The 18,728-nt window shown below is 44.6% G+C and carries 15 protein-coding genes and 1 pseudogene; 10 read left to right on the top strand and 6 right to left on the bottom strand.

From position 1 onward, the window contains the following. Nucleotides 1-10: 10 nt before the first annotated feature. Nucleotides 11-904 carry a hypothetical protein gene (locus tag CEX98_RS00210; RefSeq protein WP_099640137.1) on the bottom strand — a complete coding sequence of 298 codons (894 nt, stop codon included), beginning with the start codon at nt 902-904 and terminating at the stop codon, nt 11-13. 79 nt (nt 905-983) lie between these two features. On the opposite strand from CEX98_RS00210, the gene glnE reads away from it, so the two are divergent. Then, entirely contained in the window at nt 984-3,779 is a 2,796-nt protein-coding gene (glnE, locus tag CEX98_RS00205) for a bifunctional [glutamate--ammonia ligase]-adenylyl-L-tyrosine phosphorylase/[glutamate--ammonia-ligase] adenylyltransferase (RefSeq protein ID WP_099640136.1), read from the top strand. Here glnE and CEX98_RS00200 read toward each other — a convergent pair. The 3 genes from CEX98_RS00200 to tolC form a co-directional block, all read right to left on the bottom strand. Next, a complete protein-coding gene (locus CEX98_RS00200; protein WP_099640135.1) occupies nt 3,776-4,384 on the bottom strand; it encodes a TcpQ domain-containing protein in 609 nt (202 codons plus the stop codon). The two genes, glnE and CEX98_RS00200, sit on opposite strands and share 4 nt — an antisense overlap. Before the next feature lie 19 nt (nt 4,385-4,403). After that, a complete protein-coding gene (lpxL, locus tag CEX98_RS00195) occupies nt 4,404-5,327 on the bottom strand; it encodes an LpxL/LpxP family Kdo(2)-lipid IV(A) lauroyl/palmitoleoyl acyltransferase (protein WP_099640134.1) in 924 nt (307 codons plus the stop codon). A gap of 105 nt (nt 5,328-5,432) precedes the next feature. Then, nucleotides 5,433-6,779, bottom strand: a complete 1,347-nt coding sequence (tolC, locus tag CEX98_RS00190; RefSeq protein ID WP_099640133.1) for an outer membrane channel protein TolC — start codon at nt 6,777-6,779, stop codon at nt 5,433-5,435. Between the two features lie 248 nt (nt 6,780-7,027). On the opposite strand from tolC, the gene CEX98_RS00185 reads away from it, so the two are divergent. From CEX98_RS00185 to CEX98_RS00150, 8 genes and pseudogenes are all read left to right on the top strand, one after another. After that, the gene (locus CEX98_RS00185) at nt 7,028-7,642 is read left to right on the top strand and encodes an NUDIX domain-containing protein (protein ID WP_099640132.1); all 615 of its coding nucleotides are present in this window, start codon (nt 7,028-7,030) and stop codon (nt 7,640-7,642) included. 11 nt (nt 7,643-7,653) lie between these two features. Next, complete coding sequence (locus CEX98_RS00180; protein WP_099640131.1) at nt 7,654-8,109, top strand: DUF1249 domain-containing protein; 456 nt, start codon at nt 7,654-7,656, stop codon at nt 8,107-8,109. After that, nucleotides 8,096-8,860 (top strand): metallophosphoesterase, encoded by a 765-nt coding sequence (locus CEX98_RS00175; RefSeq protein WP_099640130.1) that lies wholly within the window; start codon nt 8,096-8,098, stop codon nt 8,858-8,860. Before CEX98_RS00180 ends, CEX98_RS00175 begins: the two co-directional genes overlap by 14 nt. Then, nucleotides 8,845-9,408, top strand: coding sequence for a YqiA/YcfP family alpha/beta fold hydrolase (locus tag CEX98_RS00170; RefSeq protein ID WP_099640129.1), 564 nt, complete (start codon nt 8,845-8,847; stop codon nt 9,406-9,408). The genes CEX98_RS00175 and CEX98_RS00170 overlap by 16 nt, the downstream gene beginning before the upstream one ends. 77 nt (nt 9,409-9,485) lie before the next feature. Next, a pseudogene (gene parE, locus CEX98_RS00165) lies at nt 9,486-11,374 on the top strand (DNA topoisomerase IV subunit B). 1 nt (nt 11,375) lies between these two features. Next, nucleotides 11,376-12,485 carry a PQQ-dependent sugar dehydrogenase gene (locus CEX98_RS00160; protein ID WP_099640128.1) on the top strand — a complete coding sequence of 370 codons (1,110 nt, stop codon included), beginning with the start codon at nt 11,376-11,378 and terminating at the stop codon, nt 12,483-12,485. 8 nt (nt 12,486-12,493) lie between these two features. Next, entirely contained in the window at nt 12,494-14,797 is a 2,304-nt protein-coding gene (parC, locus tag CEX98_RS00155) for a DNA topoisomerase IV subunit A (protein ID WP_099640127.1), read from the top strand. Between the two features lie 432 nt (nt 14,798-15,229). Continuing rightward, nucleotides 15,230-15,793 carry a phosphoribosyltransferase gene (locus tag CEX98_RS00150; RefSeq protein WP_099640126.1) on the top strand — a complete coding sequence of 188 codons (564 nt, stop codon included), beginning with the start codon at nt 15,230-15,232 and terminating at the stop codon, nt 15,791-15,793. Nucleotides 15,794-15,866: 73 nt separating this feature from the next. Here CEX98_RS00150 and CEX98_RS00145 read toward each other — a convergent pair whose 3' ends face one another. Next, nucleotides 15,867-16,523 carry a Crp/Fnr family transcriptional regulator gene (locus CEX98_RS00145; RefSeq protein WP_099640125.1) on the bottom strand — a complete coding sequence of 219 codons (657 nt, stop codon included), beginning with the start codon at nt 16,521-16,523 and terminating at the stop codon, nt 15,867-15,869. 284 nt (nt 16,524-16,807) lie between these two features. On the opposite strand from CEX98_RS00145, the gene CEX98_RS00140 reads away from it, so the two are divergent. After that, nucleotides 16,808-17,020, top strand: coding sequence for a YgjV family protein (locus CEX98_RS00140; RefSeq protein WP_099640124.1), 213 nt, complete (start codon nt 16,808-16,810; stop codon nt 17,018-17,020). Here CEX98_RS00140 and CEX98_RS00135 read toward each other — a convergent pair. Beyond that, nucleotides 17,017-18,657, bottom strand: a complete 1,641-nt coding sequence (locus CEX98_RS00135; protein WP_099640123.1) for an amidohydrolase — start codon at nt 18,655-18,657, stop codon at nt 17,017-17,019. The two genes, CEX98_RS00140 and CEX98_RS00135, sit on opposite strands and share 4 nt — an antisense overlap. Between the last annotated feature and the right edge of the window lie 71 nt (nt 18,658-18,728).

The following is an 18,728-nucleotide window of genomic DNA, read 5'->3' as shown; positions in this document are numbered from 1 at the left end:
CAATATTGCGTTACACCGAAAACAGGTTAATAAGTAAATAGCCCATAGAGCAGAAAACCGCAAACTCTAGGCATGCAATCCCGACATTATCCTGATGGTCTACTTCTAGGCCAATATTGACCTTTGGCAGCGATAAATGCAGCAGCACATAACTGCCAATGTAAAGAAATAACCACATAACCCCACAATGCAGCACAATAGAAAATAGGTTTTCGACGACTTTTGCTCCGTGATATGGCGCACTGTGCAGTCCTGCATACATAGCTAATGCAAGGCCTATTGTTTTTCCAGCGTAGCGAATACCAATAGAGGTGTTTCTAAGATTAAAGTTCTGCTGTAAAGACGCTCCTTGATTGAACTTAGCAAAGCGACTTTCTCGGATTTTGCTATCTAGCGTAAACAAAAGCTGTAAAAGCATAAAGCCAAGCGCTACTACCAGTAGGTCGCTCCACCCTTTGGGATGTACCCAGTGGTATAACCCCAGCACCAGAATCGTATTTCCAAGCAACATGCCAGAATCTACCATAGCGGCGCAAATGTTTTGCTTTAAAATCGCCTCTTCCTCGTCAAATTGATACAGAATCCATTTGCGATGCACCCATTGTCCTAAATAGACAAATGCGATCACTAAGCCAACATGTAAGGCCACTTGTAATGGGTAAGTTTGTGCTTTCACAACGCCCAAATCATTGAATAGATAAGCCACGCATACACATAGCATAGTCACTTGGCTGGCATAGCTGATCCCGAGTGCAAAATTGTCGCGTTGTGCTAACTCCTCGTCGAGTAAATTGTTGGCACTACGCTGGATGAGGAGGCGCAGTAAAATGGTGAGTGCACAGACGATAACAAAGCAAATCAAAATCGCTAAAAAATTGATATTGTTTAAAGACAAATAACTCATACTCGGTGTAAGGTTGTGTTTTAGATAGAGTTACTATAACACTGCTCACTCAGAGAGCCAGTTAACCGTGGAGTTTTTTATGTCGGAATTGTTTGCTCAAACCGGGCTGAATACGCTTGCCCAAGCGCGTTACCAAGAGATTTATGGTGATGCTCCGATGGAACCTAAAATTGCACAATTACTGGCGCTGAGCGATTTTGCTCACCGTATCTTGTCGCGGTTTCCTGAGTGGGGAGCTTGGTTACTAGATGAGACGCAGATGCAAAAGCGTGACTGCCCAGATGTATTTGATTTTTCATCGGTACTTGCTGATGAAAAGCAAGCATTTGCGCAATTACGTCATTATCGTTTGAAGTATTGGCTTAAAGTAATGTGGCTAGATTTAATCGCAGATAATGAGATTGATGACAGTATTGAGTATATTTCAGCACTTTCTGATACGCTAATTTCGAACGCCTACCAATGGGCTTATTTAAGTACAGAAGCACAATCTGGCTCGCCAAAAGATGAAGCGGGCAACCCGTTACCTATGACGATTTTAGGAATGGGTAAGCTTGGAGGTAAAGAGCTTAATTTTTCCTCAGATATTGACTTGATATTTGCCTATCCTCGCAGTATTGCGACTTCGGGAGGGCGCAGAAGCATTGAATCTCAGGTGTTTTATACTCGGGTTGCCCAAAAGTTGATAGCAGCTTTAAACCAAGTAACCATAGATGGTCAAGTGTTTAGGGTCGATATGCGTTTGCGGCCCTTTGGTGATAGTGGCCCTTTGGTAATGAGCTATGCAGCGATGGAAGATTATTATCAAGACCAAGGTCGGGAGTGGGAACGTTATGCCATGCTCAAGGCTCGCCCAATCGGAGAGCCTTCCGTTTATTGGCAAGAGTTTTATGAGTTGATCCGACCATTTGTGTATCGTCGCTACATCGACTTTTCAGTGATCGATTCGCTACGAAAAATGAAACATATGATAGCCCAAGAAGTGAGACGCAAAGGCCTTACAAACAATATCAAGCTCGGGGCTGGTGGTATTCGTGAGGTTGAGTTTATTGTACAGGCGTTGCAACTTATTCGTGGTGGCCGTGAACTTCCGTTGCAAACTCCATCCTTGTTAACTGCGCTGGAGCAACTTGAAGCTCTAGAGATTATCCCCCAAGAGGTAAAAAATACCTTGCACGATAACTACTTAGTGCTAAGAAAAGTTGAGCAATACTTGCAAGCGTTTGATGATAAACAAACGCAAACGTTACCAGATAATACGACTGACTGCTCGCGCTTAAGCTACTTATTGCGTTGTGATGACTACCAGGGCGTTGATAAGTACCTAAATCGGGTGATGGAGAATATTCGCGCTGAGTTTAGCCAAGTGATTGGTGATCCTCCTGAGGAAGAATTAGAGGAAGATGATAGCGCAGCATATGCCTGGCAAACGGGTGAAATTGCTCAGCTTGGTGACTGCAAAGCGCAGCCGTGTTTCGACCGGTGGCAATCTGATCTTGCAGAGTTTAAGCAAGGGCTAAGTAAAAAGCAGGCAGGAACTCGAGGTCGAGATATTTTAGATAAATTAATGCCTGCGCTACTACGTGAGTTGAGCAAGCAGAATATGGAACCTGCACTTGCTCGGGTGCTTGGTGTGATCAATAAAGTTGTCTCACGTACGGCTTATTTGGAGCTACTTTACGAGAATAATGGTGCATTAACACAACTCATCAAGCTGTGTTGTCACAGCGCTTGGATAGCTGAGCATATTGCTAAGTACCCTATACTGCTTGATGAGCTGATTGACCCACAGACTCTATACAAACCTTTGCCGCTCAGCGCCTATAAGAGTGAGATTCAACAAGCGTTCTTACGTATTGACGCGCAAGATGTGGAAATGCAAATGGAGGCGCTGCGACAATTTAAGCAAACCCACCAGCTAAAGGTCGCCGCAGCCGACGCCACAGGGGTGTTGGATATAATGAAAGTCAGCGATCATTTAACCGCATTAGCAGAGGCAATTATTGCAAAAGCCGTGGATATCGCTTGGGGTCATATGGTGGAGCGTTACGGTGCGCCAGAAGGCGCTACGATTGCAGAGAAAGGGTTTGCAGTTATAGCCTATGGTAAAGCGGGAGGCTATGAACTAGGTTATAACTCTGACCTCGATTTAGTGTTTGTGCACAATCGCGATGGCGAAAGTCATACGGTCGGCGATAAGTCGATTTCATCAAGACAGTTTTATATGAAGCTAGCCCAACGGTTAATGCACCTTTTTAACACTAAAACATTGTCGGGCACCCTGTATGAATTAGATACACGACTTCGTCCTGAAGGTAACTCTGGCCTACTGGCAATCAATCTTGAGAGTTTTTACCAATATCAATGTGAGCAAGCTTGGACTTGGGAGCATCAAGCGTTAGTCAGGGCGCGTATGGTACTTGGTGAAGAAAACATGTATACACGGTTTAATGAAATCCGCCATGCTGTTTTGACGCAACAGCGTGATAGCGCCAAGTTAGCACAGGAAGTGCGTAAAATGCGTGAAAAAATGCGCCAGCACCTTAATCAAGATAACGACCATCAGTTCGATTTAAAGCAAGGTATTGGTGGTATGACAGACATTGAATTTATTAGTCAATATATCGTATTAAAACATAGTCATACCTATCCTCAGTTGTGTACTTATCCAGATAATATTCGCATTCTAGAGCAGGCTAGGGCGGTTGCTATGATCGATGAAAGTGAAATGGACACATTGATCTCAGCGTATTGCCAATTTAGAGATAGGTATCATTTTAACAGCTTGAATCAGCTTGGAAGAACGGTTGAGCGCCTGGAGTTTGACCAGTACGCTCAACAGGTGAGCCAAGTTTGGCAGAGGCTATTAGGTTAACCTGCCAGCTTGCGACAATTTTCTCGAACATACAGCGGTGGATTTTCCGTGATCACCGCTGCTCGCTCGCGAGGGCAGAAAAAGGTATATACCTGAAACTCAAAGTCGTCGTTGATTGCCGTACCGACTTGGTAAAGCGCGGTGACAAAGTCCGTATCGAGGCGGAAGTGGTATTTCACCACATAGTCCCGCTCTAAATACCAAAATAGCTCTATCCCTTCTGCTTTTGCTTGCTGTGATAGCACGTCTTTTAAGGTGTCTCCGGTTTCAAAGCGTCTGGGTTGCTTTTCTCCTGTCCACCTTGAGTTAGATGGTTTTACTGCTAACGCACGTTGCGCTAGCGCATCATCCAAAGGAAAAGTGGGTTTTCCTAGGGTGATCACATACTTTTCGCGATCGGTATCGCGGTTACTTATTCTATTTCTAAAACTTTCGTAAAATTGCGACAGACCTTGCGCGGCGACGTTGGTGGTTTCTTTAAAGTTCATGCTTTTTGAGGCACCAAAAAGAAAATAGTAGGCAGCCCAAATAAGCAACACCCCAAGAGAAAGGTGTTTCGTCCAAAACCAAATTGACGATAATTTATTTTTTTTCTTCCTAGCCATTTCAAACTACTCCAAGCCTCTAATAAAGCGAAGGTGCCTTTTCGTCTGGGCGCGTTTTAAAGCGTCGATGAACCCACATGTATTGATCAGGTGCACAGCTAATTGCTTGCTCCATTCTTTCGTTGACGCGAGTAACATCAGCAAGATCGTTGCCACTTGGAAACGCCTCCATAGCAGGCTGTATATCTAGATGATACATCCCTTTACTGTCTCTCGTACAGTGTAAGCTTAAAGTATCAGCATTCTTGCTTGCTGAAAATAATAAAGTACCAGTAGTTGATGCTGCATCAGGAACGGCAAAAAAGGGGGCGAATTCGCAGCGCTTACGGCCATAATCTTGATCTGGTAGATAGTAACACACGCGTTTGCTAGCTAAGGTTTTTAGTAAGCCTTTTACGTCACGTTTCGTGACTAAGTATTCATTTGAACGCAAGCGACCACGAGTCATAAAAAACTCCATCAGAGCATTGTTATGCGGTCGGTAAAAGCCTACTCCTTGCGTCTTTGTGCCTAGTACTCGACCAATCATTTCCAAGTGCAACATATGCGGCACTAATAATAAAACGCCTTTGTTCTGCTTTTGTGCAGCGTCAATATGTTCTAAACCATTAATAGAGCCAACTACTCTGTTTACTCGCCACTCAGGCCACCACCATGCCATACCGGTTTCAAGCGTTGCGATGCCGGTATTTTCCATATTTTTAAGTAACATAGCTTTGTGCTCGGCTTCGCTGAGGTGTGGAAAGCACAGTTTTAAATTTACATCCGCAATATGACGACGTCGCTTCATATATTTATGCACCAAACGACCCAGCCCTCTTCCCATTGCAAACTGCCATTTTTGCGGCAGCCACGAAATAATGTAAAGAAAGAAGACACCTAGCCAAGTTAGCCAATATTTAGGTGCCAAAAATGACCATTTAAAAGGTGAATGTGTAACCAAAGTAATGTACCTAAGACTCTAATGGAGGGGCTAGTTTAGCGATATCGATGTAAAAATACAAAAGCCAGCAAAAGCTGGCTTTTTCTAAGTTATGTATCGCAGCGCTTAGTCTGCAATCAAGCCTTGGTTAATGGCTTCAAGATCGGCGCGCGATAATGTGCCCGCGGCTTGCTTTAAGCGAAGCGATGACAACACATAACGATAGCGAATATCTGCTAGATTACGTTTTGCGTTATACAGATTTTGTGTGCTTACTAGTACGTCAACAATAGTACGAGTACCCACATCAAAACCAGCTTCAGTTGCTTGCAACGCGCTTTCTGCAGAAACAACTGCTTGCTCTAGTGCGCGGTAGGTGGCAACGTCAGACACAACTTGGTTATATGAGGTGATAACAGAGCGGGTCATGTTACGCATCGCAGCTTCCATATCTTCACTACTTGCAACAAAGTTTGCACGTGCTTGATCGGTTGCCGCAACGGTTCTACCACCTGAGTAAATTGGCACGTCTAGGGTGAGTGAAACAGACGTTTCGTCACCGCGTGGAGCGTGCTGTCTACCTGTGGTATCAGCCAGTGAGTCACTGTAAGTTGCATTTAGGTTTAATGTTGGGTAGTGGCCAGCATTCGCTAAATCAATTTGGTCTTTCGCGATGTCTACAGCAGACTTTGCTACTTGCAGGTCTAAGTTTTTGTCTTTTGCAACTTCGATAAAATCAGTAGGAGCCTGAGTTGGTTTTACCGTTGAAAAAGTCTCAGTATTTAACTTATCCAGCTTCGCGTGATATTTACCTGTGATGGTACGTAAAGTTTCACGTGCGGTTTCAACCGTATTGCCCGCGATAATTTCGTCTGCTACGGCACGGTCATACTGTGCTCTGGCTTCATGCACATCAGTGATTGCCGTAAGGCCCACTTCGTAGCGCTGTTTTGTTTGCTCTAACTGACGCTCGATAGCACGTTTTTCTGCTTGCACAAACTCGAGGCTGTCTAGTGCACTCAACACATTAAAATAACCCTCGGCAATACGTACAATCAGAGATTGTTTTTGTTGCTCATATTGAGTTACCGCTTGCATTGCACGCTTCTCGGCAATAGATAAGCTCTGCCAAGTCGACATATCAAAGATAGTTTGGTTAAGCGTCACCGAGCGACTAAACGTGTCTCTGTCTGACTCCATCAGGGTATAACCCGTAGCGTCATTTTGTGTGCTTGGTGCACCCTCAGAGTTAACGTCTGAATAGCTCATTCTAAAACCAAGTTGCGGTAGTAATACCCCTAGTGCTTGGTCTTGCGCATATTTTTGCGCATCAGCCTGTGCTTTTGCTTTTAATACGGTAGGATCGTTAGCCGTTGCAATGTCGTATACTTGCAGTAGGTCTTCCGCGTGGGACAGGCTGCTTGAAAGTGCGCACGACAAACCAACAACTAAAGATAGTAGAGTTTTTTTCATTTTTCGCTCAGTCCTTAGACAATTTTTATACTGTCAGCATGTTACCCTGTTTTTGCAGCCCAATTAAAGACTAAATGCGTAAAACATCGCCAACAAGTGTAACAGAATATAATAAATACCACTGGGGTATTGTAATGTGGAAAAAGTTAAAGGTAAACGACTTCGTTTACTTATTCAGATATGACCCTACTATAAGGTCGATTGGTTAGCTTTTAAACCGTAGCTGTTAAAAAATACAGGATTATTTTATGAAACCTTTGAGTCAGTTTAATAAAGGCGACGTCAATGTTTCTTCTATAGAAACAATCTTCGATGGTTTTTTTACTATTCACAAGTATCAGTTTACTCATGCATTGTTTGAAGGTGGAGTCTCACAAACGGTAACCAGAGAGATTTTGGAGCGAGGTCACGCAGTCGCCATCCTGCCTTATGACCCCGTCACAGAGCATGTATTACTTATTGAGCAAATTCGAATAGGGGCAATGGCGTCGAAAAATACCCCTTGGCTATTGGAATGTATTGCTGGCATGGCCGAAGGCTGTGAGGATTATGAATTTGTCGCCCGAAAAGAAGCAAAAGAAGAAGCGGGTCTTGATCTAGATGAGCTAATTTACATGCGCTCTTACTTATCGAGCCCAGGGGGCACAACTGAGCGCTTATATTTGTATTTGGCGCTTGCGGATTTGTCTGAGGCCGGTGGTGTTTTTGGTCTAGATGAGGAGCATGAAGACATCAAAGTGCATGTGATGCCACTTGATGAGGCGTTAGCCCGTTTGGATAATGAGGAAATCGATAACGCTGCCACCGTTATTAGTCTACAATGGTTGGCATTAAATAAAGCGCGGATCTCAAAAGCAGTTTAGGAGTCGTATTTTTGTCACAAGTGCTGAGTTCAAAGCAGTATATTCAATCGCTGCCTCGCTATATTACCCTATGCGAGCGCAATTATTTGCGTGCGCTGAAGTTGCTGCCAGAAGAAGCGATTGGAGAGCGTCGGGTGATAGATCTTGCGTCGGCTCGATACTGCTTAAGTGTTGAAGGGGTGAGCAAATACACCACCGACATTCGTATTGAACAAATGGCCACGGTAAGCACTCACTTACCGCATTTCTCCTTGTCTGTTCGTTTATATCATGATGCAAAAGTGGCTGAAGTCATTCACCGTGATTATCACCGTCGGATCAAACCATCTTATGGTTATCCCAACCCAGATATGCACCAAAAAGACGAAAAGTATCAAATTAATGCGTTTTTAGCAGACTGGCTGATGGTGTGTTTGGAAAAGGGCCGAGTGCATTTAAATTGGGATGTAAATAATGGCCTGGTTTGATGCTGAATTGAGAGTCGAGAAGTCGCAAATTCGCATTGCTCACTTTACCGATAGCCACTTATTTGCTGATCAAACCGGAGAATATTTTGGTGTAAACACCGCTTTAAACTTCGAACGGACGTTAGCTGCAATGGCACAAGAAGAATTCGATTTTGTGGTATTTGGCGGTGATTTAACGCAGGATCATAGTGCTGAGTCTTATCAGCTTTTTGCCCGTTTAGTTGCACAAAGCCCGTTGCAGTGCCCTGTACTGTGGGTGCCAGGTAACCATGACGATGTGTCGTTGCTTGAGGAGATCAGCTGCGGGCAAATTTTTTGTCACAAGCGCGTTTGTGGTCCGTTTGGGCAAGTCCTGTTGGTGAACTCCAAAAGCGAGACTCCGGCTGGGTGGTGCAATGAAGAGCATATGGCTGAGTTGGCACATCATCTCAATCGTAAGACCATTGTGTTTGCCCATCACCACCCTAAACCCATTGACGGTTATTTAGATAAGCATATGCTTGAGAATGGCCCAAAACTACTAAACACACTCGTCGATACAAATCAGGTTGTTGGACTGTTTCATGGTCATGTGCACCATGAATATCAACAACGTTTTCGAGCTCTGCCTGTTTTTGCAACCCCAGCTACCTCAATTCAATTTGAGAAATACACGGTTGATTGGCAACAGCGCGACTTGGGTCCAGCTTATCGACAAATTAGCTTCACTGAGCATGGAATAGAAACAGAGGTAAGATGGCTCGAAAGGTAGTTTATATTCACGGCTTCAACAGCTCAGAATTATCATACAAAGCAACGGCATTTGGCGAATATATGTCTGATAAAGCCACGCCTTACCTTGTGCCTAGGCTCCATTTTGACCCGCGAGTCGCCATGGCACAGTTGGATAGCGTCATTGATTCTGATACTGTGTTATTAGGTAGCTCGTTAGGCGGTTACTACGCCACCTACTTTTCACAACATAAGGGCTGTAAAGCGGTGCTGATAAACCCAGCAGTTAGGCCTTTTTCACTATTAAACGACTACCTTGGACCACAATACAATCCCTATCAGGATTGTCATTATGAGTTGTCGCAAGCACATATCGCAGCATTAAGGTCGTGCTATGTGGAGCAGCTTACTAGTCCAGAAAACTTGCTGTTATTGCAACAAACAGGCGATGAGGTGCTGCCTTTTGAACAAGCCGTGCGTTATTATAGCCACTGTCGTCAGATTATAGAGTTTGGTGGGGATCATAGCTTTGTCGAGTTTTCACGCTATTTTGCTACCATCGCCAAATTTTTAAATATCAGAACTTAAAATCTATGCACAAACCGCTGCGTAAAACGTCATGTTGTGCATATACTAGCGGATAAAAAGATAACTAGAACTAGCCTATGAGTCAGCAAAACTATAATGCCGAAGCTATTGAGGTACTCAATGGTTTAGAGCCCGTTAAGCGCCGCCCTGGCATGTATACCGATACCACACGACCGAATCACTTAGGTCAAGAGGTTATCGATAACAGTGTCGATGAGGCCTTAGCCGGACATGCCACCAAAATCGACGTGATCCTCCACGAAGATAACTCTTTTGAGGTGATCGATGACGGTCGAGGAATGCCGGTGGATATCCACCTGAAGAGGGAGTGCCGGGAGTTGAATTGATCCTGACCAAGCTTCACGCTGGTGGTAAGTTTTCTAACAAAAATTATCAATTCTCCGGTGGTCTTCACGGGGTGGGGATATCAGTTGTAAATGCGTTATCGACTCGAGTAGAGATTACCGTTAAACGTGATGCTCAAGTATACGAAATGGCATTTGAACATGGTGATAAAGTCGAAGATTTAAGAGTGACCGGAAGTGTTGGTAAACGCAATACCGGTACTTCTGTACACTTTTGGCCAGATGCTAGTTATTTTGATTCAGCTAATTTTTCACTAACAAAACTCAACCACTTATTAAAAGCCAAGGCTGTATTGTGCCCAGGGCTGCGTATTCGTTTTGTAAATAAACAAACAAAGGAAACGCAAGAGTGGCACTATGAGGCTGGGTTAGAAGATTATTTAAAAGACAGTGCTGAAGGCTATGAAGTGCTGCCAAAGTCTCCTTTTACTGGAAGCTTTAGCGGATCTACAGAAGGCGTAGATTGGGCGCTGCATTGGTTACCTGAGGGTGGTGAGTCCATCGCAGAGAGCTATGTAAACTTAATTCCTACCGCACAAGGCGGAACTCATGTGAATGGCTTGCGTCAAGGCTTGCTGGAAGCCATGCGTGAGTTTTGTGAATTTAGAAACTTGATCCCGCGTGGTGTTAAGCTAACACCAGATGATGTGTGGGATCGCTGTAGTTATGTTTTATCGGTCAAAATGCAAGACCCACAATTTGCCGGTCAAACCAAAGAAAAACTGTCATCTCGCTCTTGTGCTACGTTTGTTTCAGGCATCGTTAAAGACGCCTTTAGTTTATGGCTAAACGAGCATACAGAAACCGCAGAATTACTTGCTGAGCTGTGTATCAGTAATGCGCAAAAACGTTTACGCGCCGCGAAGAAAGTAGTCCGTAAGAAAGTAACCTCGGGCCCAGCCTTACCGGGCAAATTAACCGACTGCTCTGGTAGCGAAACAGAGCGCTCTGAAATCTTCTTGGTGGAAGGGGACTCGGCGGGTGGCTCGGCAAAACAAGCTCGAGATCGCGAGTTTCAAGCTATTATGCCGCTTAGAGGTAAAATCCTTAACACTTGGGAAGTAGAGTCTGGACAGATTTTAGCGTCTCAGGAAGTACATGATATTTCAGTGGCGCTGGGTATCGACCCTGATTCTGAAGACTTATCTGGTTTGCGCTACGGCAAAGTGTGTATTCTTGCGGATGCGGACTCCGACGGACTTCATATTGCAACTTTGTTGTGTGCGTTATTTGTAAAGCATTTCCCTGAGCTGATTCGCAAGGGCCATGTATTTGTTGCCATGCCTCCGCTATTTCGTATTGATGTTGGTAAAGAGGTTTACTATGCCCTTGATGAAGATGAGAAAAAGGGCATTTTAGACCGCATTGAAGCGGAGAAAAAGCGCGGCAAAGTGAATGTACAGCGATTTAAAGGTCTGGGTGAAATGAACCCAATGCAATTACGCGAAACCACCATGGATCCAAATACGAGACGGTTAGTACAGCTGACATTGGACGAGCCTGAGCAGACGCTTGAAATGATGGACATGCTATTAGCTAAAAAGCGCTCTGGTGACCGTAAAGTTTGGCTTGAGCAGCACGGAGATAAGGCCGAGGTTTAATATGAAAAAACAAAATAAACTGACCACATTAACCACCGCACTTGCCGCAGCACTGTTAAGCTCGCATGCGTTGGCTAATGATATTCTTTCACGCCTTTCAGTACCGACAGGGTATGAGCTAAGCTACTTTGCTAAAGACGTTGAGAACGCCAGACAAATGGCCGTTGGCAAAGATCGCACTGTTTATGTTGGCTCTCGCAAAGCGGGCAAAGTGCATGCACTCATTGATAATAATCGTGATGGCGTAGCCGATAAAAAAATCTTAGTGGCAGATGGGCTTAATATGCCCTCTGGTATCGCGTTAAAGGACGGCGACTTATATGTTGCCGAAGTTGAACGTATTGTGCGTTTTAAGCAGATCGCGAAAAACCTTAAAGCACCAGTAAAAGAAGTGGTGTTTGATGATTTACCAGACAAACGTCACCACGGCTGGAAATATCTCACCGTATCGCCTGAAGGTGAACTTATCATTCCTGTCGGCGTACCTTGTAATATTTGTGCCGAAGACCCTAAATTTGGTCGTATATTCTCGCTTAATCTGCAAACCAAACAGCTGTCGACTATTGCCAAAGGTGTTCGTAACTCTGTGGGGTTTGATTACCACCCAGTGACTGGCAAATTATGGTTCAGTGACAATGGTCGCGACATGATGGGAGATGATATTCCACCGTGTGAAATCAATCGCGTAGATGAAGTTGGCCAGCATTTTGGCTTCCCATACGTACACGGTGGTAGTGTACTTGACCCTGAATTTGGCGAAGGTAAGTCAGTGACTGACTACACCATGCCTGCACTTGCGCTGCAAGCACACGTTGCGCCGTTAGGGATCCACTTCTATCGTGGTGAGCAATTTCCAAAAGCGATGAAACATCAACTGTTTGTTGCCGAGCATGGTTCATGGAACCGCAGCAAAAAAGTGGGTTATCGCGTGATGCTTGCTAATGTAGAAAATGGCAAAATTACCAGCTATGAGCCTTTCCTTACCGGCTTTATGGAAAACGAAACCACTTATGGTCGTCCCGCTGCAGTCGCTGAGCTTAGCGATGGTAGCCTACTCGTTTCCGATGATTACGCCAATGCAATTTATCGCATCAGCTACAACAACAAGTAAGGTGTAACATGACAGATCCTCAAGCCTTGTCGTTGCAGGGCATTGAACAACTTGCAATGGGCCGTTTTACTGAAGACGCCTATTTGAATTATTCCATGTACGTGATCATGGACAGGGCATTACCACACATTGGTGACGGCCTGAAGCCAGTACAGCGTCGTATTGTTTATGCGATGAGTGAATTGGGCTTATCTGCTCAAGCAAAATATAAAAAATCTGCCCGTACCGTCGGTGATGTACTCGGTAAATACCACCCCCACGGTGATAGCGCTTGTTACGAAGCGATGGTACTGATGGCGCAGCCTTTCTCATACCGCTATCCACTGGTAGATGGTCAAGGTAACTGGGGGGCAGCGGACGACCCTAAGTCATTTGCTGCAATGCGTTATACCGAAGCACGGTTATCTAAGTTCTCCGAAGTACTATTGAAAGAGCTTGGTCAGGGCACGGTAGATTGGACCGCTAACTTTGACGGTACTTTAGATGAACCTAAGGTATTGCCTGCACGTTTACCGCATATCTTATTGAATGGCGTGACGGGTATTGCTGTTGGTATGGCAACCGATATTCCACCACACAATGTCCGCGAAGTCGCAGAAGCCTGTTGTTTGCTATTGGATAAGCCAAAAACTGAACTAGAAGAAATTCTAGACTTAGTTAAAGCACCAGATTATCCAACCGATGCGGAAATTATTACGCCGCAGGAAGAAATCAAAAAATTGTACACCACAGGCCGTGGCTCAATCAAAATGCGTGCGGTATACACCGAAGAGCAAGGGGAAGTGGTGATCACTGCATTGCCACACCAGTGTTCAGGCGCCAAGGTACTAGAGCAAATCGCCGCCCAGATGACGTCGAAAAAGCTTCCGATGGTGGCGGACTTACGTGATGAATCGGATCACGAAAACCCGACCCGAATCGTCATTGTACCGCGCTCAAACCGAGTTAAAGTCGAGCCTTTGATGGCACACTTATTTGCCACCACGGATCTTGAAAAGAACTATCGTGTAAATCTGAATATGATCGGCCTAGATGGTCGCCCGCAAGTGAAAGATTTACGCCAGATTTTATCTGAGTGGTTAATATTCCGTCGTGAAACGGTGCGCAGACGTTTGCAGTATCGCTTAGACAAAGTCCTTGCTCGTTTGCATATTCTTGAAGGTTTGATGATTGCGTTTTTGAACATTGATGAAGTCATCGAAATCATTCGCAATGAAGACAAACCGAAAGAAGAGTTAATGTCACGTTTTGGCCTTTCTGATAAGCAGGCCGAAGCGATCTTAGACCTAAAACTACGCCATCTTGCGAAACTTGAAGAAATGAAGATCCGAGGCGAGCAGGATGAGCTAGAAAAAGAGCGTGATGGACTGGAAAAAACCTTGGGCTCTGAGCGTCGCATGTCGACACTGATGAAAAAGGAAATTCAAGAAGCGGCTGAACTTTATGGGGATGATAGACGCTCTCCTGTGGTTGAGCGCGGTGAAGCCAAAGCGCTAAGTGAAAAAGATCTTATTCCATCTGAATCTGTCACTGTGGTGTTATCTGAAAAGGGCTGGGCGCGAGTTGCTAAAGGCCATGATATTGACGCCGAAGGCTTAAACTATCGTTCTGGAGACAGTTATAAAGCCTCAGCCAAAGGGAAAAGCAATCAGCCAGCGGTGTTCTTAGATACTTCGGGGCGCGCCTTTGCTACCGATGCCCATAGTTTACCTTCAGCTAGAAGCCAAGGCGAACCGATGACGGGTCGCTTTAATTTAGGGCCTGGGTGTAATTTTGAGCATGTGGTCATGGGGGAGGAAAAAGCAACCTACTTAATGGCAACCGATGGCGGCTACGGCTTTATCAGCGAGTTCGTTGATATGGTTAGTAAGAATAAAAATGGTAAAGCATTTGTAAGCGTACCAAAAGGCGCGCATTTGATGGCGCCAATTCAGGTATTCGATGTTGCCACTGATATGTGTATGGCAATTTCAAGCGAAGGGAGAATGTTGCTATTCCCATTACGTGACCTACCTAAGTTGGGTAAAGGGAAGGGGAACAAGATTATCTCTATACCTAGTGCCAAGGTACAAAGTCGTGAGGAATATGTCAAAGTGCTGGCTGTGGTGCCAGAAGGAGTGTCTGTTACCCTACATGCTGGCAAGCGCAAGCTTACGCTTAAGCCAAGTGACTTAGAGCACTATTATGGTGAGCGTGGACGCAGAGGTAATAAGTTACCTCGGGGATTACAGCGTGTTGATAGCTATGAATTAGAGCACAGTGGTATTGAAGCTCCTCAAGGTGATGAAGCCAGTGTAGACACAGAAGAGTAACCAAACTAGGCCGCTCCCCGCGGCCTTATTTTTGTAATCAACAACCCTTAAAAACATCGCGAGATAAACTCGCTCCCACCTAGTAGGAGCCGGTTCATCCGGCGAGCTTTTTTCAAACATCGCGAGGTTAACTCGCTCCCACCTGGTAGGAGCTGGTTCATCCAGCGAGCTTTTTCAAACATCGCGAGATAAACTCGCTCCCACCTGGTAGGAGCTGGTTCACCCAGCGAGCTCTAGCTTTGAGCGCAGCCCCTAAATCAAAAAATGAAAATAAAAAGACATTTATGTTGCAGCATTTTGCCGTGCTTTACGTTAAAATATTCGGTTATACCAATTACACAAGTTTCTATCGTATACGAATAACGGGAATTGGTATCAATTGGCAGCAGTTGCTGCTTGTCACCATCACACGGGCTTCCTAACGGGGTATTTATGTCAGATAAGTGCTATATCACAGCGCAACAATTGCTAGAAGATTCATTTCGCTTAGCCGCTAAAGTTTATGAAGACGGGTTCAGACCTGACTTTATTATCGGTATTTGGCGTGGTGGTGCGCCAATTGGTATCGCAGTTCAGGAATACTACGACTATAAAGGTATAGAGACCGATCATATCGCGGTACGCACCTCTTCTTACTACGGTATTGGTAAACAATCGAAAGAAATTAAAGTACACGGCTTGCACTACATCATTGAGAATGCCAATGCAGACGACTCTTTATTGATTGTCGATGATGTATTTGATTCGGGTCGCAGTATTTTCGCGTTGAAAGAAAAGCTCGAAGAGCTAATGCGCTTGAACCTGCCTCGCGATATTCGTGTTGCTTGTCCATATTACAAGCCAGCAAACAAAAAAGTACCAATGACGCCAGATTACTTTATTCATGAGTCTGACGAGTGGTTGGTGTTCCCTCATGAACTATCTGGTTTAACTCCAGACGAGTTAGTGGAAGGGAAGTCAGATCTTGCGAATATTAAACACTTATTTGCAAAATGATCTAATTGACCTCAGGTTAATCAGTACTTAAGGGCGAGAAATTACTCGCCCTAGTTATTCCAACCGCAAAAAATTAAGCTTGCGCAAAACTATCCACAAAGTCTTCAAGCGCATCAATATTGACTGGCTTCAACCCTTCATTGCTACGAACAATCAAGCCTTTCTCTACCAGTTCACTGACTACTCGGCGGTAAGCTCGCTCTGTGGTTGCAAATCGTTCTGCTTCAGCACTGACCGTTGAATAGGCCCGCAGTAAGGTCGGGTTTGAGTTTTCCGCACGGAGTAGGCAATCTTTTGCGATGTTGTAACTGAGCGGTAACAACAGTTTGTCCAAGTTGATTTTTTGGTTTTCGGTAAACTTTGCAGCAATAGTTTGTGCGGTATACAGGCTCAGCTCTGGCTGCTCAAGTAATAATTTACGCCAATACTTGAGCTCAATGAGGTGATAAGTCACATCATTCAAACAAGTCACCGTATAAATGCAAGGCTGATTGTTTAGTGCCTCAATTTCCCCAATTAGGGTATTGTTACAATCGAGCTGGCCGAGTAACAAACGGCGGCCATTACCGACATCATAACTAAAAGACACAGTACCGCTGGTGACCAAAATGAGCTTGCTTAGCGGCTCATCTTGGTGGATCAAGACTTCTTTTTTACTGTGTTGAAAACTATTACCAGCAAAAGCAAGTAACTGTTCGACCAAATTGGTTGAAAAATGATATTGAAACATCTAGATGGCTCTTCGGACAAATGTCCTATTTATTAAACTATAATGAAGTTAGCATGAATTTTTCAGTTTTACGCTAACTCACACCGTTTAAGTAGTATCGCTTTTATCTCACCGCTGTGGCGAAGAATTTAATAAACGATATTACCATTAAACCCCCACTTCCCGTGTTAGAGCTAATTTATTGGTGCTAATTTCTAGGGGCTTGTGGGTTAGCCTTTTTATTCTGCACGACACGTAAATTCGAGCATAAACTATATGCTAACGCAACTTAGGGGAGAGGACAAATGAGTTGGGAATATTTAGGCTATTTAGCCTCTGCTTTTTTGGTCGTATCTTTGATGATGAGCGATGTAACTAAGTTGCGCTGGTTTAATTTAATGGGCTGTATTTGTTTTACCGCTTATGGCGCGTTAATTCAAGCATGGCCGGTGGCATTAACGAATGGTTTATTGGCACTCGTTAATACCTACCACTTGGTTAAATTACAAAAAAATTAACGCTGGTATTTTAATTCACCGGCAATCCAAGTTTGCTCAACTTGAATATCATCAATTTTATCTTCTGCGACCGTAAAATAATCTTGGTCGATTAAGATAAAGTCAGCCCATTTACCTTGCTCTAGGCTTCCTAGTTTATATTCCTGAAATGCAGCATAGGCAGCATCTAGGGTAAATGCTTGTAGTGCTTGCTCCCTCGTTAGCTTTTCAGCTGAGCGCCAGCCATCTTTTGGTAGATCATGGTGATCTTGTCTGGTGATGGCCGCATGTAGGCCATGGAAGGGGTTAGCAAGCTCTACCGGAAAGTCTGAACCCGCAGCCACTTTACTGCCCTGCTTTAAAAATGTTTGCCAGGCATAAGCGCCGCTAAGTTGTTTCTGGTCTAGGCGCTTTTCAGCCATGTGCATATCGGATGTCGCATGAACGGGTTGCATAGAGGGAATAATATCCAAAGTCTTAAAACGGGGAATATCCTCTGGATGGACAATTTGCGCGTGCTCAATACGGTTTCTTAATAGTCTGCCACCTGCTTTTTTAAAGACATTTTGATAGGCATCTAGCACAATGCGATTCGCTCTGTCGCCAATAGCATGTGTATGTGCGCTGTAGCCATGGCGAATACTTTGAGTGATTAGTGACTCAAGGGTAGCCTGATCTTCCAACATCAGCCCCTTATGGCCTTTGCGGTCATGATAGTCTCGGATAAGGGCGGCACCTCGACTACCTAGCGCACCATCTGCATAGATTTTAACACTGCGGATAGAAAGTTGATCGTGAGTATCTTTAATGACGCCAGCATCTAGCATGTCGTCAAGGTTGGGCGAGCTTGCGCTGAGCATCGCGTATATGCGCAGGGGCATAGTGCGTTCCTTAGCCCGTGCTTGGTAAACTTGCCACGTGGTATGGTCAATACCGGCATCGTGAGTTGAAGTGATCCCCAAACTTAGTAAATGTGCACCGGCTTTGTCTAGTGCGTAATTCACTTGTTTGGGTGATTGTGTCGGAACGTGAGCGCGGATCAGTTCTTCGGCTTTGTCGATAAAAATACCGCTTGGAGTGGCGTTACTTAGCGTAATGATTTCACCACCTTCAGGTGTCTGTGTTGCGTTAGAGATGTTGGCAAGCGCCATTGCTTTTGAGTTTACCCAAATGGCGTGGCCGTCTACTCGAGTGAGCATGACGGGCTTATCTTTAACATATTTATCGAGATCCGCTGCGGTTGGGAACTGCCCGCCAGGCCATAAGGTTTGATCCCACCCGCGACCAATTATCCAGTCACCTTGATGGTTTTTTGCGTAGCTGCTTAGTCGCTCTCCTACCTCTGCAATGCTTTTGCTACCGCGCACATCGAGCGTAAGTAAATTATTGCCCAATCCAATGACGTGACCATGTGCATCAATTAATCCAGGTAGCAGGGTTTTTCCTTCACCGTCAATTTTGCTGGCATTAGGGTAGCGGGTACTTAAATCTTTCGAGCTTGTTTTGACCACTTTGCCATCTTTGATAACCAAAGAAGAAAAGCGCTCAATGTGTTGTGATTTGGTTGGGGTATAGCCATTAACATTGTGTATTAATGTTACTTGAGCCGCTGATGAGAGGCTAAAAGTGGCCAAAAGTGCGAGGAATGTTTTTTTCATTATAATGTCCTTCACTGAAAGTGTTTATTCAGCATAATCATCTATCTCACTAAAGCCAAGCCTTTGAGTTG

Origin of the sequence: Pseudoalteromonas piscicida (assembly GCF_002744175.1) — a bacterium.
GTDB lineage: Bacteria > Pseudomonadota > Gammaproteobacteria > Enterobacterales > Alteromonadaceae > Pseudoalteromonas > Pseudoalteromonas piscicida_B.
The sequence above is the reverse complement of the archived record's forward strand: the minus strand, read 5'-3'. Positions and strand labels throughout refer to the sequence as shown.